Raw genomic sequence first — 23,305 nt, forward strand, 5'->3', positions numbered from 1 at the left:
TTATGAACGACCTGAACCGCATGGGCGTCGCCCGGCCGGCACGCACGCCTTGGCAGCGTCCGAGCGTCAGCACCATCGCGCTGCGCGAGGCACGCAATGCGCCGACCCCGATCAATGCGGACGCGTCCGGCACCTTCGGTTCCTGATCAGCGTCTACGATCGGTCCGCGCCGGAACCGCGAAGTTCGGTCAGCGGACTGGCAGCTCGAAGGGACCGGCGGGCAGCGCCGCGGCGTCGACCAAGTTGACCCGCGGCGTATCGGCCCAGGCGTAGCGTACGCGGGTCACCGGCTGGCCATCGCCGGCGATCGTCACCTCCGCACCGCCGGCACGGGCGACCGCGTAGCGGCAGGTTCCGGCGGCAGCGCCGCACAGCTCGAACCCCAGCGCGGTTGCACCACTTTCCGTGCGCAGCGCGCCGTCCACATCGGCAAAGCGGACGACCACCTGGCCGTTCGTAACAAACGTGGCGCTGGTCGCGCGCGGGCCGGACGGTGCGACCGGGTCGCGATAGACGAGGCGGCGCATCGCGCGGGCGAGCCGGCGGCCGACCTCCGCCTTCTCGCCGGGGTGGATGTCGTACGCGTCGCCCAGGTCGAGCGTGATCGCCACGGCGGCGTTGCCGTCGCTCTCCGCCACCTGTCGCTGCGCGTCCCGGACGTAGGCGGTGCCGCTCTCCCCGGGCGCGGTCGCGGGCCGGCCGAACGGCGCCAGCGAGACTAGCGCAAAGGGCAGGTCGGCGCGGCCGAACTGCCGTCTCCAGTCGGCCATCAACGCGCGGAGCCGCGTGGTATAGCCCGGCATCCCCGTGTCCGATTCACCCTGGTACCAGGCAACGCCCGCGAACGCCGTCGGCCCGAGCGGCGCGATCATGGCATTGTGGAGCGTGCCTGAACTGGTCGTGTCGCCCCACGGCACCGGCGGCGTGGTACCGGGATCCTTGTCGACGACCGCGTAGCGCCAACCTGTGCCGAGCGGGATACTCGAGCCGTCGGCAAAGGTCAGCTTCATCGCGTCCGCCGGGCCGGCGAGGCCGCCGTGCGAGTAGGCGTTCTGGTTGTTGACGACCAGGACGTTGCGGCCCGGCACCAGCATGCCCGCGGGGACGGGATAGACGCGCGGCTGCCAGTTGCTGGTCCCGCCGACCGGCTTTCCGTTGAGCCAAGTCTGATCGACATCGTCGATCAGCCCGAGCTGGAGCGTGGCCGCCTGGCGCGCCTGTTCGGGCGTCAGCGTCACCTCCAGTCGATACCAGAGCATGCCCTTGTAGGTGGCGAATTTCGGATCCGGCCACGTCTCGTAGAAGCCGATGCTCGGCACCGGCGTCCAGTCGAGCGTCGCGCCGGGCTGCCACGGCTCACGACCCGGCGCATCACCGGACTTCTCGCGCCACCACGCCTGCCAGCGCTGCGCCGCCACCTGGACGGCGGCGGCGGGGTCGCGGGCGTAGAGCTTCAGCAGGTCGGCCTCGGCCGCGCGACCGGCGGCGCGCTGGGCGGCGTCGCTCATCCAGGCGGTGATCTGCGATCCGCCCCAGCTCGAATGCACCGCCCCGATCGGCACCTTGGCGGTGCGACGCAGTTCCTGCGCCATGTAGAAGCACGCCGCCGAGAAGTTGGGGGAAGTCTGCGGCCCGGCCGCTACCCACTGCGGCTGCTGCGCGAAGCGCGCGAGCGGCGTCAGCCCGGTGTTCTTTTCTATTGTCAGCAGGCGGAGCTGATCGTCGCCCGGTGCGCCTTGCACCGCGCCGGCGTTCTGCGACTGCGCGACCGTCATCTCCATGTTGCTCTGGCCCGAGCACAGATAGACGTCGCCGACCAGCAGGTCGCGGAGCACGCTGACGCCGCTCCGGGCGGACACGATCAGGTCAAACGGACCGCCAGCCGGCAGCGGCGGCAGCGCTACTCGGAAGACGCCGTCCGCGCCCGCCCGGGCGGACCCGCTCGCCGGGCCGAGCACGACGCTGACGGTCTCGCCCGGTTGGGCCGTCCCGGCCACGACGATCGCCTGGTCGCGCTGCACGACGGCCCTGTCCGACAGGGCACCGGCAACCCTGGGTGCCGCAAGGGTCGGCGTCGCGCTCGCCAGGATCACTGCGCCGACCAGTAACTTCATGCCGCCTCTCCCATTCTGCCTTACTGCTACCCGGATCGACGGCGGCGAGGGAAGGGGGCGGATGAGGCTGTCAGCGCGGCGCGTCGCCCGCGATCGTCACGCGCTCCATGCGGCGCCGGGCCGGCCAGTAGTCCGCGACCGGATAGTGCTGGGTCGAGCGATTGTCCCAGATCGCGACCGCATTTGGCGTCCAGCGGAAGCGGACCTGGTACTCGGGCGTCTTGAACTGGTCGAGCAAGTGGCGGAGCAACGCCGAACCCTCCGCCTCGTCCATGTCGTCGATGTGGGAGGTGAAGCTCGCGTTGACGAACAGCACGCGCGCGCCGGTCTCCGGATGGATGCGGACGATCGGGTGATGCTGCGGCGGGAACTCGGCCGCCATCGCCGCGCGTCGCTCGGGTGCGATGCGGTCGCCGAAGTCGAAGAGCAGGTCGTGGGTGGCGGTGCGCTCGTCGATCAAAGCCTTCACCTCGTCCGACAGGCCGGCATAGGCCGCCGCGGCATCGCACCACAGGGTGTCGCCCCCGATCGCTGGCAGCTCGCGCGCGCGCAGTACTGCGCCAAGGCTCGGGCAGGCGCGGAAGGTCACGTCCGAGTGCCATTTGTCGAGCGTGCGGAAGCGGCGATCTCCATCGGCGTCTTCGACCCGCCCCTCTGCGCCGCGAATATCGAGGATTTCCGGATAGCCGGGAACATGGGCGATGACCGGGTGCCCCTCGAGCGGACCGAAGACGCGGCCGAGCGCCAGGTGCTGCTCGTGGGTGAGGTCCATGTCGCGGAGGAACAGCACCTTGTGCTGGTTGAGCAGCGCGCGCAGCGTCGCGGCGATGTCGGGATCGACCGTGTCGCCGATCCGCACACCCCGCACCTCCGCCCCCAGCACGGGACCGCAGGGTTCGACGGTCAGCTCCTGTCGCTCCACCGCCAACGCCGTCGCCATCACCATCTCCTTCGCGGCGCCTTCAAGCACCGGTCGGCTGCCGGCGCGACATCGTCGCGCTTGCGCCGCGCGCAGAAAAGCTATCGGGCAGGGTCATGTTCCGCTGCTGGCGCATCATAGCGATTGCGCGCGGCGCGAAACGCCGCGCCATTGTCGATGATCCACGTCCATAGCGGCATGGTGCCGACGAGCAGTCCGCGGCCGAGCGGCGTCAGCGCGTAATCGACGCGCGGGGGGACCTCGCCATGATCGCGGCGGGTGATAAGGCCATCGCGTTCGAGCTGGCGGAGCGAGCGGGTCAACATGCGCTGTGTCACGCCGGGCAGCTGTCGCGAAAGCTCTGCATGGCGAAGCGTGCCCCCGGTGCCGAGCGCGTAGACGATCCCGAGCGACCAGCGGTTGCCCGCATGCGCCAGCACGTCTCGCTTCAGCCCGTCATCCTCGTCGCTGAGCGCGTTGCAAAGTGCGCGTGAACGCTCGATCGCGAGGGTAAAGTCGGGATCAGCGGGCGGGATCATCGATGTGCCTTCTTCTGCGATGCGAGCCTCCTGCTCATCTTGCATGCCTGTGAGGAGGAAGTGATGACGGGATTGAACGGAAGCAAGACGGGCACGCTGGTGATCGGCGCGGGCGAGTTGGGGCAGGCGGTGATCGACGGCCTGCGCGAACGCGGTTCGGGGGCCGCAGGATCGCTGAGCGTGCTGCTCCGTCCACCGGTTGCTGGCATCGAGTCCGATGCCGCGGAGCGTTGTCGCGCGACGGGCGTGGCGGTGGTCTACCGCGATCTGGCCGTCGCCTCTCGCGACGAGCTCGCCGCGACCTTTGCTCCCTTCCAGACGATTATCTGCTGCACCGGCTTCGTCGGCGGCGCGGGCACGCAACGGAAGATCACTGCGGCAGTGCTCCAGGCCGGGGTTCCCCGCTACGTGCCTTGGCAGTTCGGCGTCGACTATGACGTGGTAGGACGCGGGAGCGGGCAGGAGGTGTGGGACGAGCAGGCCGACGTCCGCGCCATGCTCCGCGCGCAGGACGCGACAAGCTGGATCATCGTCTCGACCGGCATGTTCACGAGCTTCCTGTTCGAGGACGCGTTCGGCGTTGTCGATCTGGGCGCTGGCATCGTGCGCGCGCTCGGCAGCTGGGACAATCGACTGACCGTCACCACCCCGGGCGACATCGGCCGGCTCACCGCCGCCATCCTGGCGCACCAGCCGCCGATCATGGATCAGGTCGTCTATGTTGCCGGGGACACCTTCAGCTATGCCGAGCTTGCCGTCATGATCGAGACGCATCTCGGCCGGCCGGTCGCACGCGTACTGCTCGACGACGCCCGGCTGCGCGGCGATCTTGAAACACAGCCAGGCGACGTCATGGCCAAATATAGGCTCGGGTTCGCCCGCGACACGGGCGTCGCGTGGGACAAGGCCGATACCTTCAACGCAGCGCTTGATCTGGACGTGACCGACCTGCCGAGGTGGCTGTCGCAGCGATCCGCTGGCGGCTGAGCAATACGCCAGGTCAGGCGCTCGCCGCCTCCAGGTAGCGCTCGAGAGCGTCGCTGCCGCCGACCTGCTCGTCCCCGATTAAGACGACGGGGGTGGTCGCCACGCCAAACCGCTCCTTGGCGTCCTCCACCTCCTCGCGGGTGCGCAGCACCTGGTCGTCGATGGTGTAACCGTGCTCCTCGAGCAGCGACTTGGCGTGGACACCGAAGGGGCACTCGTGGTCGGGCAGGACCATGCGGTAGAGCGTTGCGGTGCGGTCGTCGGCCATCAAGCTATCCTCCGGTCGCGGCGGTCGCGCGCGCGATGTCGTCTAAGCGTGAGGCACCCGGATCGGTTCCGACCCGGACAGATGCTCGCTGCCGCTTGCGCGCATCCCGCGGCTGGGGGAAGGCGCGCCGATGACGACCAGCGATCTCGCCGACCTCCTGATTGCGCAGCTGCTGAAGCGGGAGGGCGGAACCAAGCGTCGCTGGCGACAGGTGGTAGGCGCGGTCCGCTGGCACGATCCCGCGACCCACCCGCACTGCAACTGGTCGCTCGAGCCGGGCGGCAGCGCGCGGGAGAGCGAGGCGGTCGAGACGCTGCTGGACGAGCTCCGGCTACGCCACCCGATAGTGACGCAGGGCTAGCGCCGGATCGGCTGCTGTTCCGCCAGCAGGTTGCGGATGGTGGTGGCGGCGACGCCGGCCTCTCCCATCGCGTGGCTGATCTGATCGAGGCCCTTGACCACGTCGCCCGCCGCGAAGAGCCCGGGGATGGAGGTGCGCTGGTGATCGTCGACCTCCAGACAGCCCTCGTCGGTCGCGCGGGCACCGGCCGCGACCGCGAGTTCGGAACGGATGACCGAGCCGAGCGCGGGATAGACGCTGTCGAAGCGTTGCTCGCCCGCGGCCGTGTTCACGACGATCTCGTCCCCGTCGACCCGGATCGGCGTGCAGGGACCGTCGAGCCGCACGATCCCGGCATCGTCCAGCGCCGCGCGGCAGCTGTCGGACAGGTCGTGCGCGCCGCCGTCCGCGATCAGCGTCACGTCGCGGGTGTAGCCGCGCAGGAATAGCGCCTCGCGCATGCCGTGGTCGCCAGTGCCGATCACGCCGACGCGTTTATCCGTCACCTCGTACCCGTCGCAGATCGGGCAGTAGCGGATCAGCCCGCGCCCGAGCGCCTCGGCATGGACGAGCTCGTCCATGTCCGGCCGGTTGTTGATGACGCCGGTGGCGAGCAGCACGGTGCGCGCGGCGAAGCTCCGCCCGTCCGCGTCCACGACGAAGCCGCCGTCCTGCGGCTGGATGCGGGTGACCTTTACCGCCTCTCGCCGCGCGCCGTACTTCTCGGCCTGCGCGAGCATCAGCCGCAGGAGCTCGGTCCCGGCGATCCCGTCGGGGTAGCCGGCGTGGTTGTGGGTGCAGGGGATCGACGCCGCGCGGCTCGATCCGCAATCGAACAGCCGAATGGAAAGGTGGAAGCGCGCGAGATAGATGGCGGCGGTCAGCCCCGCCGGTCCTGCGCCCACGATGATGCAGTCGTCCGCGTCCATGCCCTGCGCAAAGCCGCGACTCGCGCACCGGTTCCGCTTGGCGGCCTGAGCGGCGCTGGTTATCGCTGGGCGGAGGCTGGGAGACGCGAGCATGAAGCGATTGATGATGGCGGCGGCACTAGCTGCGCTGGTGCCGGGAGAGGCATGGGCGCAGGCAGCGCCGACGTCGGTGGCGACGCTCGCGCCGCAGGTCGACACGATCTTTGCCGACTGGATGCGCGCGCAGCACGTTCCCGGGCTGGTCTACGGCATCGTCAAGGATGGTCGCCTCGTGCTGGTCAAGGGGCTCGGCACGCAGGACCAGGACGCGCGCGCGCCGGTCACCGCCGACAGCCGCTTCCGCATCGCATCGATGTCAAAGGCGTTCACGGCGCTCGCCATCCTGAAGCTGCGCGACGCGGGCAAGCTGTCGCTGGAGGCGCCGGCAGAGACCTACGTCCCCGAGCTGAAGGGCTGGGCCTATCCGACCAGCGACAGCCCGCGCGTCACGGTGCGTGACCTGCTCCACCACACCGCCGGCTTCGTCGAGGACAATCCCTGGGGTGACCGGCAACAGCCGCTGCCGGAGGCGGAGTTCACCGCGATGCTGCGCAGGGGACCGGTGTTCGCGACGACCCCGGGCACGCGGATGGAGTATTCGAATCTCGGCTACGCGATCCTCGGCCGCATCGTCTCCAACGTCTCCGGCACCCGCTACCAGGATTATATCTCACGCGAGATCATGGCGCCGCTCGGCATGAGGGCTACCGGGTACGACGTGCTCAAGTCGCCGAAGGGTGCCCGCGCGATCGGCTATCGCTGGCAGGACGAGGCATGGGTGCGCGAGCCCGACATGGCGGACGGGGCGTATGGCGCCATGGGGGGCGTCGAGACGACCGCCAATGACTACTGGCGCTGGGTGTCGTTCCTGCTTGCCGCCTGGCCGGCACGCGACGGCGTCGACAGCGGACCGGTGAAGCGCGCGACCGTGCGCGAGATTGTGGAGGGCGCGGGCTTCGCGAGCGCGTCGAACCGCAGCGCCGCGGCGGGTACGCCGTGCCGGCAGGCGGGCAGCTACGCGATGGGCTGGCGGGTAATCGACGATTGCGACCTGGGACGGATCGTCACGCACACGGGCGGCTATCCCGGCTACGGCTCGGTTGTCATGCTGCTGCCGGACGCGGGCCTTGGCGTGTTCGCCTTCTCCAGCCGCACCTACGGCGCGCCATCGCTTCCGGCGCTTCAGTCGCTGCTCGCGATGAAGGCGGCGGGAGCGGTGACGGACCGCCCGATCCCCGTCTCTGCCGAACTCGCCCGCGCCTATGAGGTAGCGAAGACGGTGTGGACGAGTGGCGATCCGGCCCGCGCGACGCTGGCGGTCAACGTGCCGCTCGACCGCGATCTCGCGCGGCGCAGGCGAGAGATCGTCGACGCCAAGTCGCGGGTCGGCGTCTGCGCGATGAACGAGGCCGTTCGCCCGATCTCCGCACTGGAGGGGACATGGGAGTGGACCTGCGCCACTGGCCGCATCCAGGGTCGGGTGCAGCGCTCGCCACTGCCCGACGGCAGCCTGCAAGTGATCGACTTCCGCCCGGTCGGCTGATGACCTTCAACGCCAGCGTCCTGACCCTTTACCCGGAGATGTTTCCCGGGCCGCTCGGCACGTCGATCGCGGGGCGGGCACTGCGGGAAGGCGCATGGGCGCTCGATACGGTGCAGATCCGCGACTTCGCGACCGACAAGCACCGCTCGGTCGACGATACGCCGGCCGGCGGGGGCGCGGGGATGGTGCTGCGCGCTGACGTGCTCGCCGCCGCAGTGGACAGCATCTGCGGCGGGGTTCCGATGCTCGCCATGAGCCCGCGCGGCAAGCCGCTGACCCAGGCACGGGTGCGGGAGATCGCGGCCGGGCCGGGCGTCGCGGTTCTCTGCGGCCGCTTCGAAGGCTTCGACGAAAGGATCTTCGAGGGTCGCGCGGTCGAGCCGGTGTCGATCGGCGACTACATCCTCTCGGGCGGGGAGATGGGCGCCTTGGTGCTGCTCGATGCTTGCATTCGGCTGCTTCCCGGCGTAATGGGCGCGCCTTCCAGCGGAGTCGAGGAAAGCTTCGAAAGCGGCCTCCTCGAATATCCGCACTATACCCGACCAGTCACATGGGAAGGGCGCACGATCCCCGAAGTGCTGCGATCGGGGGATCATGCGAGGATCGCGGCCTGGCGCAAGCAGATGGCCGAGACCGACACACGGCTACGGAGGCCGGACCTGTGGGAGCGCCATGTCGGCGCTCGGGTCAAGCCTCCCTCTGGCGCGCGGCACCCGTCAGAGGACGAACAGTTATGAACCTGATCCAGACGCTCGAAGCCGAGCAGATCGCCAAGTTCAACCAGGCCAAGAGCCTGCCCGAGTTCCGCGCGGGCGACACCGTGCGCGTCGGCGTCCGCGTCGTCGAGGGCGAGCGGACGCGCGTTCAGGCTTATGAGGGCGTGTGCATCGCGCGCTCCAACAAGGGCATGGGCAGCAACTTCACCGTGCGCAAGATCAGCTTCGGCGAGGGCGTGGAGCGCGTCTTCCCGCTGTATTCGCCTAACATCGATTCGATCGAGGTCGTGCGCCGCGGTGTCGTGCGCCGCGCCAAGCTCTATTATCTGCGCGGCCGGACCGGCAAGTCGGCGCGCATCGCCGAGCGCCGCGACCAGCGTCCGGCCAAGGGCGAGGTCGCCGCGGCCGAGTAAAGGCTTTACGCTTCATGTCTTGGAAGGCGGTCGCTCCAGTGCAGCGGCCGCCTTTTTTGGTTGCGGGCTGACGCCGGTGTGTTAAGTTGATGCAACACTCGGGGGAGCGCATGACAGCAACGACGATCGACACGGCGGTGACGTCGTCCAAGGAGCCGGACGGCGCGCCGCGGGTCGCCAACCTGGACATTCTTCGCGGGCTCGCGATCCTCGGCATCCTGTTCATGAACATCAACGACATGGGTCAGTCGATGACCGCGTCGTTCGGCGACATCCGCCATCTCGGCTGGACCACCGCCGACCAGGTCGCCTGGGCGATCCGCGAGGTGCTGGCGAACGGGACCGCGCGCGGGCTGCTCCAGCTGCTCTTCGGCGTCGGCATGGTGATCCTGACCGATCGCGCGGCCGGCGCCGCGGCGACGCGCTGGCAGCTGCTGCGCGGCTACTGGTGGCGCAACCTGGTGCTGTTCGTGCTGGGGGTCGCCCACATGTACCTGCTGCTGTGGCCCGGCGACATCCTTCACACCTATGCTTTGGCGGCGATGGTCGCCGTGCTGTTCCGCCGGCTGCGGCCGCGCTGGCTCCTCACGGTCGGTCTGATCTTCGCGGTCCTCCAACTCGTCGGAGGCGGGTTCTTCGGCTATTACCGCACGGTGCAGCTGGAGCGTTCGGTTGCGACCGCGCAGGCCGAGCAGCGTGCCGGCCGGACGCTGTCGGCCGAGCAGAAAAAGGAGCTGGCGGCGGCGGCCAAGTCGGAGAAGGCATCGGCCCAGCGCGACGCCGAACGGGCGCAAAAGATCGCGACCGAGGACAAGGGCCGTCTGGGCTCCGCGCGCGACTGGGCGTTGGCGCAGACCAACGTGTCGCTGACCCGCTTCCCGACCTTTGAAGAGATCTTTTCCGTCTGGGAGTCGCTCTCCTTCATGCTGATCGGCGCGGCGCTGTGGAAGCTCGGCATCCTGGGCGGCGCGCGCTCGCGCGGCTTCTACGTCAGGCTGGCCGCGGTCGCCTATCTGATCGGCGTGCCGCTGCGCGCGATCGGCGCGTGGGAGCAGATGCAGTTCGGCGACGGGCCGTACCTCTACTGGGCGACCAACGAAGTCGCTCGGCTCGCGATGACTCTTGGCCACGTCGGGCTGGTCTACGCGCTGCTGGCGAGCGCGCGAGGGATGCGGCTGCTGCGGCCGTTCGAGGCGGCGGGACGGACCGCGCTCACCATCTACATCGCGCAGACCCTGATCTGCCTGTGGGTGCTCTATCCGCCGTTCGGTCTGCACCTCTACCGCGAGCAGGGCTGGGCGGCGCTGATGCTGACCGCGCTCGCGCTCAACGCCGCGCTGTTGTGGGGCGCCAACTGGTGGGTGCGGCACTACCGCATCGCGCCGGTCGAGTGGCTGTGGCGCTCGATCGTGGAAGGGCGCCGTCTTCCGTTCCGCAAGCGGGCGCCGCTAGGCAAGGGGAGCCTGCCGTTGCCGGCCTGACAAAATCGTTACAATGCGGCAACAATGTGGTAGGCGTAGCGATCATCACTCCGGGGGGAGAGACAAGGATGACCAGCACCAGCATGACGACCGCGGCCGAGCCTGATGGCGCGCCGCGGGTAGCCAGCCTCGATATCCTGCGCGGGATCGCGATCCTGGGCATCCTGTTCATGAACATCAACGCCATGGGCGGCGCCATGGAATCGGGGTGGGAGGATCTCTGGCGCTACGGTCACAGCCGGGCGGACGAGGTCGCCTACTTTCTGCGCATGACGCTCGCCGACGGCACCGCGCGGTGCCTGCTCGAGATGCTGTTCGGCGCCGGCATGGTGATCCTGACCGATCGCGCCGCCGCTGCCGCCGAAGCGTCGGGGCGGAGCGGGCGGCTGTGGCGGATCGGGCACCGGCTGTTCGGGCCATTGGCGGTGCTCAGGGCCTATTACTGGCGCAACTTCGTCCTGTTCCTGTTCGGCGTCGCGCACATCTTCATCCTGCTGTGGGCGGGCGACATCCTCCACACCTATGGCTTCGCGGCAATGATCGCGGTGCTGTTCCGCAAGCTCGGGCCGAAGATGCTGCTGGCGCTCGGGCTGACCATGGCGCTGCTCCAGCTGGGCGGGGGCGCCTACAGCTACGTCGATCGCACCGCGGAACTGCAGCAGGTCGCCGCGATCGAAGCCAAGCAGAAGGCCGGCACCGCCCTGACCGCGCCTGAGCGCAAGATGCTCGCCGACGTCAAGGATCGCAAGGTGAAGCGCGACAAGCGCGAGGCGGACGCGAATGCGCGCATGGCAAAGGAGGATGTCGCTCGCTCGGCCGAGACCGGCACGTTCCTCAGTTGGGCGGGCGCGGCGTGGTCGATCACCGGCTTCATCCAGGCGAAGGGGCTGGAAATCCTCTTCGTGTGGGAGGCGGCGGCGACGATGCTGGTCGGCGCCGCGCTGTTCCGCTGGGGCGTGCTGCAGGGCGCGCGGTCCAGCCGCTTCTACATTATCACGCTGATCCTCGCCTACGGCTTCGGCCTGTCGACGCGCGGGATCGGAGCGGTCGAAGAGATCATCGGTCACGTTGGTCCGTCGATCACGTGGGCGACGATGGAGGTGGCGCGGCTCGCGACCACGCTCGGCCACGTCGCGCTGGTTCACCTGCTGCTCCGCACGGTCGCGGGCACACGCGCGCTGAAGCCGTTCGAGGCGGCGGGGCGGACCGCGCTGAGCGTCTATATTGCCCAGACGATGGTCTGTCTGTGGGTGCTCTATCCGCCGTTCATGCTGGGCCTGTACGGGCAGCAGGGGTGGGCGGCATGGATGCTGACCGCGCTCGCCGTCAACGCCGCCCTGCTCTGGGGTGCCAATGTGTGGGTCCGCCACTACTCGATCGCACCGGTCGAGTGGGCGTGGCGCTCCATCGTCGCCTGGCGGCGGCTGCCGTTCCGCCGCCGCGACGTGCCGTCGGTGGGTCCGGCGGTGCCGGCCGCGGCATGAGGCTTGGCGTGGGGGCGGGTCGCCGATAGACCCGCCCCATGCTTCGCACCCTAGCCGCGGCGCTCGCCGCCTCTGCCGCCGTCCTCATGACCGTTCCCGCCCACGCCGACGACCTGACGCTCGAACGTGTCTTCGCGAGCCCCGATCTCGCCGGCGAGCAGCCGCGCGCGCTGCGCCTGTCACCGGACGGGAAGCTCATCACCTCGCTCCGCCCGCGCGCGGACGAGAAGGACCGCTACGACCTGTGGGCGATGAACACCGCGACCGGCCAGTGGCGGATGCTGGTCGACAGCAAGAAGGTCGGCACCGGCGCGGAGCTATCCGAAGCGGAGAAGATGCAGCGTGAGCGGGCGCGGATCGGCGGGCAGCGCGGGATCGTCGCCTACCAGTGGTCGTCCGACGGCCGCTCGATCCTGGTGCCGCTCGACGGTGACCTCTACCTCGCCACCCTCGACGGCAAGGTGACGCGGCTGACCAACACGCCCGGTGGCGAGCTCAACCCGCTGGTCAGCCCGAAGGGCAACCTGCTGTCGTTCGTGCGCGACCAGAACCTCTACGTGTCCGACCTGAATGGCGGTCAGCCACGCAAGATCACGCCGGACGGCGCCGGCACGGTGCACTGGGGCGAGGCGGAGTTCGTCGCGCAGGAGGAAATGGATCGCTCGACCGGTTACTGGTGGTCGCCCGACGAGCGCTACATCGCGGTCGAGCGCTTCGACGAGGCGCCGGTCGGCACCGTCACGCGCGCCGCGATCGGCGCGGACGGCACCAAGGTGTTCGAGCAGCGCTACCCGGCCGCGGGCACGCCCAACGTGCTGGTCGACCTCTACGTCATGCGCCCCGACGGCACCGGATCGGTCAAGGTCGACATGGGGACGGACCGCGACATCTATCTCGCGCGGGTCAAGTGGATGCCGGACGGTTCCGCGCTGCTGGTCCAGCGCCAGAGTCGTGATCAGACACGGCTGGACGTGCTCAAGGTCGACCCGACGACCGGCAAGTCGAGCGTGCTGTTCAGCGAGCAGGCGGGCGCGAAGAGCTGGGTCAACCTGTCCAACACGTTGTCCGTGCTGAAGGACGGGAGCCTGATCTGGTGGTCGGAGCGGGACGGTCACGGTCACCTGTACCGCTACGCCGCGAACAAGTGGACGCAGCTGACCAAGGGACCGTGGGAGGTGGCGGAGCTGACCGGCGTCGACGAGGACGGCGGTCGGTTGTTCTTCACCGCCAACAAGGACGACGTGCTGGAGCGGCACCTGTACTCGATGCCGCTGAGGGGCGGTGCGATCACGCGCCTGACCGAGGCTGGCTACTGGAACGCGGCGAGCGCCGACACCAACGCCAGCCGCTTCATCGTCTCACGCTCCAGTCCGACTCAGCCGACCCAGATCTATCTGGCGGACGCTACCGGCAACCGAGTGTCGTGGCTGAACGAGAATGCGTTGAAGCCAGGTCACCCCTACCAGCCCTATCTCTCCAGCCACGCCGAGACGAAGTTCGGCGAGCTCAAGACCGCCGATGGCGCAACTCTGCACTGGGAAATGCTGACGCCGCGGCTGGAGCCCGGCCGCCGCTACCCCGTGTTCTTCGAGCATTACGGCGGCCCGCACAGCCAGACGGTCAGCCGTAATTGGGGCAATCCGCTGCACCAGTATCTGGTCGACCGCGGCTACGTCGTGTTCATGATCGACAATCGCGGGTCGGCCAATCGCGGCAAGGCCTTCGAGGACGCGATCTGGCACGCCATGGGCTCGATCGAAGTGCGCGACCAGCTGGCCGGTGCCGAGTATCTGAAGTCGTTGCCCTTCGTCGATCGGAAGCGGATCGCGACCTATGGCTGGTCGTACGGCGGGTACATGACGCTGAAGATGCTGGAGGCGAACCCGGGCGTGTACGCGGCCGGCATCTCCGGTGCGCCGGTCACGCGATGGGAACTGTACGACACTCATTATACCGAGCGTTACATGGGCGCGGACCCGAAGGGACGCGATGCGAAGGCGTACGCGGCATCGGCCGCGATCGAGGACGGGCCGAAGATCGCCGATCCGCTGCTGCTGATCCACGGCATGGCCGACGACAACGTCGTGCTCGACAACTCGACCGCGTTTGCGGCCAGGCTGCAGTCGGCAAACACGCCGTTCGAGATGATGATGTACCCCGGCAAGACCCACTCGGCCGGCCGGGACATCCACGTCTGGACGACGATCCTCGGTTTTCTCGATAGGACGGTCGGGGCCGGCCCCAAGTAGCGCTTGGCTTGTGTAGCCAGGTCGGGACCCCTAGTCGGCCGTTGTAACTCCATCGCCACCCCGGCGCAGGCCGGGGTCCAGAGCGCAAGCGCCATCGCTCGTGACTCTGGATCCCGGCCTGCGCCGGGGTGGCAGAAGAAGGCTAGGACAGATGGGCTATCGGATCGTGGTCGCGGGCGCGACGGGGAATGTCGGGCGCGAGGTGCTGGCGATCCTGGCCGAGCGCGAGTTCCCGGCGGACGAGATTGCGGTGCTCGCCTCCGCCCGCAGCCAGGGCGACGAGGTCGACTATGGCGAGACCGGCCGCAAGCTGAAGATCCAGAATATCGAGCATTTCGATCCCGCCGGCTGGGACATGGCGATCTTCGCGATCGGGTCGGAGGCGACCAAGCTCCACGCGCCGCGCTTCGCGGCGGCGGGCTGCACGGTGATCGACAATTCGTCGCTGTACCGGATGGACCCGGACGTGCCGCTGATCGTGCCGGAGGTGAATCCGGAGGCGATCGACGGCTATCGGGCCAAGAACATCATCGCCAACCCCAATTGCTCCACCGCGCAGATGGTCGTCGCGCTAAAGCCGATCCATGACGCCGCGCGGATCACCCGCGTGGTGGTCGCGACCTACCAGTCCGTCTCGGGCGCAGGAAAGGCGGGGATGGACGAGCTGTTCGAGCAGAGCCGCAACATCTTCGTCGGCGACAGCGCGGAGCCGAAGAAATTCACCAAGCAGATCGCCTTTAATGTGATCCCACACATCGACAGCTTCCTGGACGACGGGTCGACCAAGGAGGAGTGGAAGATGGTGGTCGAGACCAAGAAGATACTCGATCCCAAGATCAAGGTGATCGCGACCTGCGTGCGCGTCCCCGTCTTCGTCGGCCATTCGGAGGCGATCACGATCGAGATGGCCGAGGAACTGTCGGCCGAGGACGCGCAGAAGATCCTGCGCGAGGCGCCGGGCGTCATGCTGGTCGATAAGCGCGAGGATGGCGGCTACGTGACGCCGGTGGAGGCCGTCGGCGACTACGCGACCTATGTCAGCCGCGTCCGCGACGACCCCACGGTGGAGAACGGCCTGGCGCTGTGGTGCGTCAGCGACAACCTGCGCAAGGGCGCTGCACTCAACGCCGTGCAGATCGCCGAGCTGCTCGGGCGGCGCCACCTGAAGAAGGCGGCGTGATCGCGGGCGGGGCACCGATCGCGCATCCGCCCGTTCCCTGAACCATGGACGAGACTCCCCTCATCACCACGCTCAAGTGGATCGCCACCGGCACCGGCGTGACAGCCGCCTTCATGGTTTCGCTCGACAGTGGCCGCCGCGTTACTGGCTGGGGGTTCGTGATCTTCGTCTTCTCGGCGGTCTGCTGGATCAGCGGCGCGGTGCTGACCGAGGACTGGGCGCTCACCTCCCAGAACTCGGTGCTGCTCGGGATCAACCTGTTCGGCGTCTACCGCTACCTCATCCGCAAGAAGGATGTCTGACGCCGCGCTCTGGGGCGCGCTGCTCGGCCTGCTCGGGCTAGTGTTGGGAAGCTTCATCGCGACGGTGGTTGTCCGCTTCCCCGGTGGGCGCTCGGCGCTGGTCGGGCGGTCGGCATGTGACGGCTGCGCGCGACCGCTGCGCGGCTGGGAACTGGTGCCGCTGCTGAGCTGGGTGGTGCTGCGGGGCCGCTGCAGCAGGTGCGGCGCCGGCATCGCCGCCCTCCATCCCGCGGTGGAGTTGGCCGGCCTGGTTATCGGCGGCGGGGCCGGGTTGCTCGCGCCGGGGGTCGCCGGGGTCGCGGGGGCATGCTTCGGCTGGTTGCTGCTTCTGCTCGGCGCGATCGATGGGGTGGCGTATCGGCTGCCCGATCCGCTGACGCTGCTGCTCGCGCTCGCCGGCCTCGTCGCCGGCCTGTTCGACGTTCCGCCGCCGCTAGCCGATCGCCTGATCGGCGGCGTTGCCGGCTATGCGAGCCTCTGGATCGTCGCGGTCCTCTACCGACGCATGCGGGGCCGGGACGGCCTGGGCGGCGGCGACCCGAAGCTGTTCGCGGGCATCGGCCTGTGGCTCGGCTGGCGGGCGCTGCCGTCGGTGCTGCTCGTCGCCAGCATCGCAGGGCTTGCCGTGGCGCTTGCGCGGCGGCAGTCGATGGATGACCGGCTGCCCTTCGGAACACTGCTCGCACTCGGCGCGACGCTGACCTGGGCCTGGCGGACAGGAGGGGGCGGGTGGTGACGAGATTGCGGCTGCAGGACTTCCTGCCCTATCGCCTGTCGATCGCGTCCAATCTGGCCTCCGACGCCATCGCCGATACCTATCGCGCGCTGTTCGGACTGCGGATCCCCGAGTGGCGGCTCGTCGCGCTGCTGGCCGAGAGCGACGGCCTCACCCAGCAGGCGCTCGGGCAGGCGTCTCGGATGGACAAGGTGACGGTCAGCCGCGCGGCGATCGCTCTGGCCGAGCGCGGGCTGGTCGAACGGGCGCCGCACCTCGGTGACAAGCGCTCCCACCTCCTGGCGCTCACGCCCAGCGGTCGCGCCCTCTATGCGGAGGTCGCCCCGAAGGCGCTGGAGATGGAGGCGCGGCTGTTTGCCGGCTTCACCCGTGAGGAGCTGACGGCGTTCCGCGCGATGCTGGCCCGCGTGGAGCAGGCGGCGCTGACCGTCGATGCCGAGCATGACCTCGATCTATCCGATTGAGCGAACCGAGGTTTTTAGCGGCATGAGGGAGCCTTCTTCCGGTCGGCTCGTTTGTAGCGGAACCGGAACAGTCCGAACAAGCGGGCGCACGGCATCAGGGGGCGCTCTTGCGGCGTAGCGGTTGGGGTTCAAGGTTGCCGTTGCTGGCCGGCGTAGCGTTGCTGCCGCTGACGGCGAGTGCCCAAGTCAATACGCCGAAGCCAGGGCAGGGTGCACCGTCGAGCCTGCCGACGCCGGCGACGCCGTCTGCTGCCACGCCCGGCTCTGACCCGACCACGACGGCACCGTCGCAGGACAGGCCGATCGTGCCGGATGCGCAGTTCGATCAGGAGGTGCCGACGCTCTCCGACGATCTCACCGCCCCGCTCGAGCCGATCGAGGGCTTCACCGCGCCCGCGCCAGCGCCATCCGGGGCTCAGCCACCGGTGCCGGTGGCTCAGCCACCGGTGCCGGTGGCCGCCGATCCCGAGCTTGCCCAGCCGCTGACGCCGCTCGGCAGCTTCGATGCGACCCCGGTGGAGGTCGCCGGTGTTGACGATGGCGAGCCGGTCGAGATCAAGTACGAGACCCGCGTGGTCGGCCTGGACGAGGTCAAGCTCACCGACCGCTTCGAGGCGCTCTCGGCGCTGAAGAAGGATGATGACGCGCCGAACGCCGCAGTCGTCTCCGCCCGCGCGCGTGAGGACGAGCAGCTGGCGGTGCGCCTGCTGCGCGCGGTCGGCTATTATGACGGCACGGCCACGGCGGCTATCGAGCAATTGCCGGGCACGCCGGGCCGGGTGCGTGCGACGATCACCGCGGTGCCGGGCACGCTCTACACGCTGGGATCTGTCAACGTGCGCGCGGCGCCGACTGTCCCACCGACCCTGATCCGCGACTCGCTGCCGCTCAGGGTCGGCGAGGCGATTGACGCCGAGCGGATCCAGGCAGCCGAAGCGAACGTCAGCCTGCAGCTGCCGCAGCGCGGCTACGCCTTCGCCGAGGTGGGGCAACGTGACGTGCTGCTCGACGAGCAGAGCTTCAGGGGCGACTACACCCTGCCGGTCGAGACGGGGCCGCGTGGCAGCTTCGGCCAGATCCTGACCAAGGGCGATCCGGTGTTCGCGGTCGACCACATCGAGGTGTTGCGCCGCTACAAGCCGGGCGAGCTGTACGATATCCGCAAGGTCGACGACCTGCGCCAGGCGTTGGTCGGGACCAGCCTGTTCTCCTCTGTCGCCGTCGAACCGCAGCGGACCGGTCGGGCCGGCCCGGACGGGACGGAGGCGGTCGACCTGCTGGTCACCCAGAACAAGGGCCCGGCGCGGACGCTGGCGGGCGAGATTGGCTACGGCACCGGCCAGGGCATCCGGCTGGAGGGCAGCTGGACCCACCGCAACCTGTTCCCGCCCGAAGGCGCGCTGATCGTGTCCGGCGTCGCGGGCACGCAGGAGCAGGGGCTCGGCGTCACCTTCCGCCGCTCCAACGCTGGGCGGCGTGACCGCACGGTGACGCTGACTGCTGCTGCCAACCGCTCGAACTACGACGCGTTCGAGGCGTTCACGGGCACGCTGTCCGGCCGCATCAGCTACGACTCGACTCCGATCTGGCAGAAGCGCTGGACCTATTATTACGGGCTGGAGCTCGTCGGGACGAACGAAGATACATACGACTTCGCGCGCGCCGATCGCGTACGGCGGACCTTCGGCATCGCCGCCGCCCCGCTGTTCCTCGGCTACGATACGTCGGACGATCTGCTCAATCCGACCCGCGGCTTCCGCCTGAAGCTCAACCTGTCGCCGGAGGCATCGGTCCAGGGATCGGCCCGGCCCTATGTCCGCTCGATCGTGGAGGGGACGGCCTACTTCCCCGTCACCGGGAGCCTGGTGCTGGCCGGCCGCATTCGCGGGGGCGCAATCAACGGCATCGGTCGCGACGACCTCGCACCATCGCGCCGCTACTATGGCGGCGGCGGCGGATCGGTGCGCGGCTTCGGGTTCCAGGAACTCGGCCCGCGGGGCGAGGAGCCGAACCCCGATTTCGACCCGACCGATCCGGAAGAGGAGGACTCGCCAACGCGGTTCCGGCCGATCGGCGGGCGCAGCTTCAACGAATTCGCGCTGGAGGCACGCTACCGGTTCGGCAACTTCGGCGTGGTGCCGTTCGTCGATGTGGGTCAGGTGTATGAGAGCGAGCTGCCCAAGGGCTCGGACCTGCGGGTCGGGCTCGGCCTCGGCGGGCGATTCTACACGAACTTCGGGCCGTTCCGGATCGACGTCGCGACTCCCCTCAATCGCCGCGAAGGTGAATCCAAGGTCGCGCTGTACCTCTCGATCGGCCAGGCCTTCTGATGGCGGACGAAGCGACCGACGCGCCGCAGGCGACGACCACCGTCGTGGTCGAGCGCCGCCCGCTGTGGCAGCGCATCGCCAAGTGGGTGCTGATTGCGCTGGCCGGGTTGATTCTGCTCGCGATCGTGCTGGTGCTCGGCATCAACACGCAGCCGGGTCGCCGCTTCCTGGTCGACCGGATCAACGGCTACACGCTCGCCAACGGCATCAACGTGCGCATCGGCCGAATCGACGGGTCGATCTACGGCGCCATGACGCTGCGCGACGTTCGCGTGCAGGACACCCGTGGCACCTTCCTGACCTCGCCCGAGCTCAGGGTCGACTGGCGGCCGTTCGCGTTCGTTCGGAACCACGTCGACGTGCGTTCGCTTACGACGCCCCTCATCAGCATGAGCCGCACTCCGGTGCTGAAGGAGACGCCACCCGGCGATCCGAACGCGCCGCTGCTGCCCGATATCGACATCGACGTGAACCGGCTGGCGATCGACCGCATCGACTTGGCTCCTGCGGTCAGCGGGGCGCGGCGGATCGCGCGCTTCGCCGGCAGCGTCCACATCGCCGATCGCCGCGCGCAGATCGTGGCGAGCGGCGGCACGATCGCGGCGGCCGGGGTAGCGGGTGGCGACCGGGTGACGCTGCGGCTCGATGCGGTGCCCGACGACAACCGGTTCGACGTCGACCTGAAGCTCGCGGCACCCGCGAACGGGTTCGTCGCCGGCATGGCGGGGCTCAAGCAGCCGCTGACGCTTACGGTTGATGGTCGCGGCGACTGGGCGCGCTGGAGCGGACGCGCCGTGTCGACGCTCGGTGGCGGCGAACTCGCCAACCTCGGCATCGAGGCGCGCAACGGCACCTTCAAGGTGCGCGGCGCGACCCGGCCGGGGCTGTACCTGCAGGGTCCAGTCGAGCGGCTCACCGCGCCGCGGCTCGACGTTGCCATCGACGCGGCCGTCGCCGAGCGACTGGTCGACACCAAGCTGCAGCTGCGTTCGAGCGCGCTGCAGGTGCTCGGCGACGGCAAGATCGACCTGGCCAAAAGCCGCTTCGGCAACTTCAAGCTGGATGCCGCGCTGCTCACGCCGGGTGCGATCGCACCGAACCTCAGCGGCCGCTCGGTTCGCGCATCGGTGGCGCTCGACGGCGCGTTCGCAACCCCGGTTGTCGACTACAAGCTCAGCGCCGACGCAGTCGCGTTCGGTGCGATGGGCGTCGAGGGACTCTATGCCGAGGGGCGCGCGCGGGTGAACGCCGACCGCATCCTGGTGCCGGTCGCGGCCCGCGCGCGGCGCGTCACCGGGCTCAACGCCGCCGCCGGCGGGCTGCTGACCAACGTGCGGATCGATGGCGACCTGGCGATCAACGGCGGGACGGAGATCCTGTCCGACAACCTCCGCCTGCGCTCCGACCGGATCGACGCAACCGCGATCATCGCCGCCAATCTTGCCACCGGTCGCTACGCCGGCGCGCTAAAGGGCCGCGTCAACGACTACCGGGTCGAGGGTTTCGGCATCGTCAACCTCCAGACCGACGCCAGCCTCTACACCGCGCCTAACGGCGGCTTTGGTATCCGCGGCCGGGTGGTCGCGCGGACGTCGCGGATCTTCAACACTGGCGCGCGCGACTTTCTGGGCGGGAACGCCATCGCGCGGGTCGATCTCGACTATGATCCGCGCGGCGTGATCAATTTCTCCGGCCTGCGGGTCACCGCGCCGCAGTTTCGGGTGACGAACGGCTTTGGCCGTTACGATCCGGCGGGACCGCTCCTCGTCAACGCCGACGCCTACTCCACTCAGTACGGCCCTGTGTCAGCGCGTGTAACGGGGACGCTCGCTAACCCCGTCGCGGTGATCCGCGCCGCGCGCCCGAACCTGGGCGTCGGGCTGAACAACGTCCAGGCGACGATCCGCGGCAACGGCACCCGGTACGCGATCGTTGCGCGCGGCGGGTCGAACTACGGGCCGTTCAGCGCCGATCTGCTGCTGAGCGTCGGCGCCCCGCTCACCGCCGACATCCGTAACGCGCGGTTCGCCGGCATCGACTTCCGCGGGCGGGTGCAACAGACTGCCGCCGGGCCTTTCGCGGGCCGGCTCGCATTTAACGGCTCGGGGGTCAACGGATCGGTCGCGCTCGCGTCGCAGGGCGGGGTACAGCGCGCCGACGTGAACGCGCGGGCGGTGAACGCGGTGATCCCCGGCACCGCCGGCCTGACGATTGGTCGCGCGATCATTGTCGGTAGCGCCGTGCTCTATCCGAATGCTCCCGCGATCACCGGTGACGCACAGATCGCCAACCTCAAGATGGGCGAATTCCTGCTTCGTGCCGCGCGGGCAAAGGTCAACTATCGCGGCGGCAACGGCACGGCGCAGGCTTTTGCGGAAGGATCGTCGGGCGTTCCGTTCCGCGTCGGCGCGAACGTCCGGTTCACGCCGCGGCTGTGGCTCGCGGCGCTTCGTGGCCAGGCGAGCGGGATCAATTTCCGCACCGCCAACCCAGCTCGGATCGAGCCGGTCGCCGGCGGCTATCGTCTCCAGCCAACCCGCATCGACTTCGATCAGGGCTCGATCCGGCTGGCCGGTGCCTATGGCAGCACGACGCAGCTGCTCGCCCGGCTCGATCGCCTCGATCTCGCGATCGCCAACGCCTTTGTGCCCGGCCTTGGCCTCGGCGGCACGGCGACCGGCAGCATCGACTATCGCCAGGCGGGCGCCGCCTTCCCGAGCGCGCAGCTGCGGCTGAACGTCGCGAACTTCACGCGCTCCAGCCTTGCGTCGGTGTCGACCCCGGTGAACATCGTCGCCGCGGGCGCGCTCGGCAACGACGGTGGCGACGTCCGGGCGCTGATCAAGCGTGGCACGACCACCGTCGGGCGCGTGCTCGCGACGCTGCGCCCGGTCGGTCCGGGGGCGGGCAGCTGGACCAGCCGCCTCGCCGCGGCGCCGCTCGGCGGCGGTATCCGCTACAACGGGCCGGCCGGTGTGCTGTTCTCGCTCGCGGGTCTGTCGGGGCAGCAGCTGAGCGGACCGATCGGGGTGGCGGCGGACTTCGGCGGTCGGCTCTCGGCACCGCGCCTCGCCGGCGTCGTCCGTGCCTCCAACCTCACCTACGAGAATGAGGTCTACGGCACGCGGTTGACCAACATGCGGATCAACGGCCGCTTCACCAACGACCGCTTCGAGCTGGTCGAGCTTGCCGCGCGGGCTGGCGACGGGACTGTCAACGCCGCGGGCTCGGTCGGCCTGGCGGCGGACAGCGGCTTCCCGATCGACATCCGCGCGCGATTGAACGACGCGCGGCTGGCGCGCAGCGACGCACTCGGCGCGACCGCAACGGGTGAGATCCGCGTGACCAATTCGGCGCAGGCCGGTGGGCTGATCGAGGGCGAGATACGCCTGCCCGAAGTTCGCTACCAGATCGTCACGCAGGGGGCCGCCGACGTGCCCGAGCTGACCGGCGTCCGCCGCAGGAGCGACGCCGCGCGTGCCGCAGCAAACGCGGAGCAAGCCGGTGCCGCGCCGCCGGGCCTGTTCCGCTTGGCGTTGCGCATCCGCGCCGACAACCGCCTGTTCGTTTCCGGCATGGGGCTTGAGTCGGAGTGGGAGGCCGACCTGCGCGTCGGCGGGACGTCGGCGGCGCCGCAGGTCAGCGGTCAGGTCCGGATCGTCCGCGGCACCTACAGCTTTGCGGGTAAGCGCTTCGACGTGACGCGCGGGCTGGTTCAGTTCCAGGGCAACCAGCTGACCAACCCGACGCTCGACATCGCCGCCACGACGACCACGCAGGGGATCACCGCGACGATCGCGATCGGCGGCCGCGCGCAGGCGCCGCAGCTGACCTTCACGTCCACGCCCAACCTGCCGCAGGACGAAGTGCTCTCGCGGCTGCTGTTCGGCAGTTCGGTCACCAATCTCTCGGCGACCGAGGCGATCCAGCTCGCCTCTGCCCTCAACTCGCTGCGCGGCTCAAGCGGAGGCGGGCTCAACCCGCTCGGCAAGCTGCGCTCCGCGACCGGCATCGACCGGCTGCGGATCCTGGGCGGCGACGAGGCGACCGGACGGGGCACCGCGCTTGCCGCCGGCCAGTATCTGACCGACGACATCTATGTGGAGATCATCACCGACGCGCGCGGCTTCACGGCGACCCAGCTCGAGATCGCGCTGACCAGGGCATTGAGCCTGCTTTCTTCGACCGGATCGTTCGGCGGATCGAACGTCAACCTGCGCTACTCGCGCGACTATTGACGCTGGCGCCTCCCGCTACTTACTTGCCTGTAAG

General features: G+C 69.2%; 20 protein-coding genes. 15 read left to right on the forward strand and 5 right to left on the reverse strand.

The features are described from left to right. Positions 1–2 precede the first annotated feature (2 nt). Positions 3–146, forward strand: a complete 144-nt coding sequence (locus CRO12_RS18050) for a hypothetical protein (RefSeq protein WP_179641039.1) — start codon at positions 3–5, stop codon at positions 144–146. A gap of 42 nt (positions 147–188) precedes the next feature. On the opposite strand, the gene CRO12_RS13895 is transcribed toward CRO12_RS18050, so the two are convergent. From CRO12_RS13895 to CRO12_RS13905, 3 genes are all read right to left on the reverse strand, one after another. After that, positions 189–2,114 carry a sialate O-acetylesterase gene (locus tag CRO12_RS13895; RefSeq protein WP_097064658.1) on the reverse strand — a complete coding sequence of 642 codons (1,926 nt, stop codon included), beginning with the start codon at positions 2,112–2,114 and terminating at the stop codon, positions 189–191. 70 nt (positions 2,115–2,184) lie between these two features. Next, positions 2,185–3,054, reverse strand: a complete 870-nt coding sequence (locus CRO12_RS13900; RefSeq protein WP_097065084.1) for a TauD/TfdA dioxygenase family protein — start codon at positions 3,052–3,054, stop codon at positions 2,185–2,187. An 80-nt stretch (positions 3,055–3,134) separates the two neighbouring features. Beyond that, a complete protein-coding gene (locus tag CRO12_RS13905) occupies positions 3,135–3,572 on the reverse strand; it encodes a winged helix-turn-helix transcriptional regulator (RefSeq protein ID WP_097064659.1) in 438 nt (145 codons plus the stop codon). A gap of 63 nt (positions 3,573–3,635) precedes the next feature. Between CRO12_RS13905 and CRO12_RS13910 the strand changes: the two genes are divergently transcribed. After that, positions 3,636–4,559, forward strand: coding sequence for an aromatic alcohol reductase (locus CRO12_RS13910; protein ID WP_097064660.1), 924 nt, complete (start codon positions 3,636–3,638; stop codon positions 4,557–4,559). Positions 4,560–4,572: 13 nt separating this feature from the next. On the opposite strand, the gene CRO12_RS13915 is transcribed toward CRO12_RS13910, so the two are convergent. After that, entirely contained in the window at positions 4,573–4,827 is a 255-nt protein-coding gene (locus CRO12_RS13915) for a glutaredoxin domain-containing protein (protein WP_097064661.1), read from the reverse strand. 130 nt (positions 4,828–4,957) lie between these two features. Here CRO12_RS13915 and CRO12_RS13920 point away from each other — a divergent pair, with 130 nt between their 5' ends. After that, on the forward strand, positions 4,958–5,188 hold the full coding sequence (locus CRO12_RS13920; RefSeq protein WP_097064662.1) for a hypothetical protein: 231 nt from the start codon (positions 4,958–4,960) through the stop codon (positions 5,186–5,188). Here the strand turns inward: CRO12_RS13920 and CRO12_RS13925 are convergent. Then, entirely contained in the window at positions 5,185–6,096 is a 912-nt protein-coding gene (locus CRO12_RS13925) for an NAD(P)/FAD-dependent oxidoreductase (protein WP_097064663.1), read from the reverse strand. The genes CRO12_RS13920 and CRO12_RS13925 overlap by 4 nt on opposite strands. Positions 6,097–6,187: 91 nt before the next feature. On the opposite strand from CRO12_RS13925, the gene CRO12_RS13930 reads away from it, so the two are divergent. The 12 genes from CRO12_RS13930 (at position 6,188) to CRO12_RS13985 (ending at position 23,271) form a co-directional block, all read left to right on the forward strand. Continuing rightward, on the forward strand, positions 6,188–7,678 hold the full coding sequence (locus CRO12_RS13930; protein ID WP_097064664.1) for a serine hydrolase domain-containing protein: 1,491 nt from the start codon (positions 6,188–6,190) through the stop codon (positions 7,676–7,678). Beyond that, positions 7,678–8,415, forward strand: coding sequence for a tRNA (guanosine(37)-N1)-methyltransferase TrmD (trmD, locus tag CRO12_RS13935; protein WP_097064665.1), 738 nt, complete (start codon positions 7,678–7,680; stop codon positions 8,413–8,415). The genes CRO12_RS13930 and trmD overlap by 1 nt, the downstream gene beginning before the upstream one ends. Further along, on the forward strand, positions 8,412–8,807 hold the full coding sequence (rplS, locus tag CRO12_RS13940; protein ID WP_097064666.1) for a 50S ribosomal protein L19: 396 nt from the start codon (positions 8,412–8,414) through the stop codon (positions 8,805–8,807). The genes trmD and rplS overlap by 4 nt, the downstream gene beginning before the upstream one ends. A 110-nt stretch (positions 8,808–8,917) precedes the next feature. Continuing rightward, a complete protein-coding gene (locus CRO12_RS13945; RefSeq protein WP_097064667.1) occupies positions 8,918–10,288 on the forward strand; it encodes a DUF418 domain-containing protein in 1,371 nt (456 codons plus the stop codon). A 68-nt stretch (positions 10,289–10,356) separates the two neighbouring features. Beyond that, on the forward strand, positions 10,357–11,772 hold the full coding sequence (locus tag CRO12_RS13950) for a DUF418 domain-containing protein (protein ID WP_097064668.1): 1,416 nt from the start codon (positions 10,357–10,359) through the stop codon (positions 11,770–11,772). Positions 11,773–11,810: 38 nt separating this feature from the next. Next, a complete protein-coding gene (locus tag CRO12_RS13955) occupies positions 11,811–14,021 on the forward strand; it encodes a S9 family peptidase (protein ID WP_097064669.1) in 2,211 nt (736 codons plus the stop codon). A gap of 151 nt (positions 14,022–14,172) precedes the next feature. Further along, positions 14,173–15,201: an aspartate-semialdehyde dehydrogenase gene (locus CRO12_RS13960; protein ID WP_097064670.1), complete on the forward strand. Its 1,029-nt coding sequence runs from the start codon at positions 14,173–14,175 to the stop codon at positions 15,199–15,201. A gap of 44 nt (positions 15,202–15,245) precedes the next feature. Next, the gene (locus CRO12_RS13965; RefSeq protein WP_245858529.1) at positions 15,246–15,503 is read left to right on the forward strand and encodes a hypothetical protein; all 258 of its coding nucleotides are present in this window, start codon (positions 15,246–15,248) and stop codon (positions 15,501–15,503) included. After that, entirely contained in the window at positions 15,496–16,239 is a 744-nt protein-coding gene (locus tag CRO12_RS13970; RefSeq protein ID WP_097064671.1) for a prepilin peptidase, read from the forward strand. Before CRO12_RS13965 ends, CRO12_RS13970 begins: the two co-directional genes overlap by 8 nt. Next, on the forward strand, positions 16,236–16,703 hold the full coding sequence (locus CRO12_RS13975; RefSeq protein WP_179641072.1) for a MarR family winged helix-turn-helix transcriptional regulator: 468 nt from the start codon (positions 16,236–16,238) through the stop codon (positions 16,701–16,703). Before CRO12_RS13970 ends, CRO12_RS13975 begins: the two co-directional genes overlap by 4 nt. Before the next feature lie 158 nt (positions 16,704–16,861). Continuing rightward, positions 16,862–19,033, forward strand: coding sequence for an autotransporter assembly complex protein TamA (locus CRO12_RS13980; protein WP_425443028.1), 2,172 nt, complete (start codon positions 16,862–16,864; stop codon positions 19,031–19,033). Further along, positions 19,033–23,271 carry a translocation/assembly module TamB domain-containing protein gene (locus CRO12_RS13985; protein WP_097064672.1) on the forward strand — a complete coding sequence of 1,413 codons (4,239 nt, stop codon included), beginning with the start codon at positions 19,033–19,035 and terminating at the stop codon, positions 23,269–23,271. The genes CRO12_RS13980 and CRO12_RS13985 overlap by 1 nt, the downstream gene beginning before the upstream one ends. Positions 23,272–23,305 lie beyond the last annotated feature (34 nt).

Source organism: Sphingomonas guangdongensis (assembly GCF_900199185.1).
GTDB classification, from domain to species: Bacteria; Pseudomonadota; Alphaproteobacteria; order Sphingomonadales; family Sphingomonadaceae; genus Sphingomonas; species Sphingomonas guangdongensis.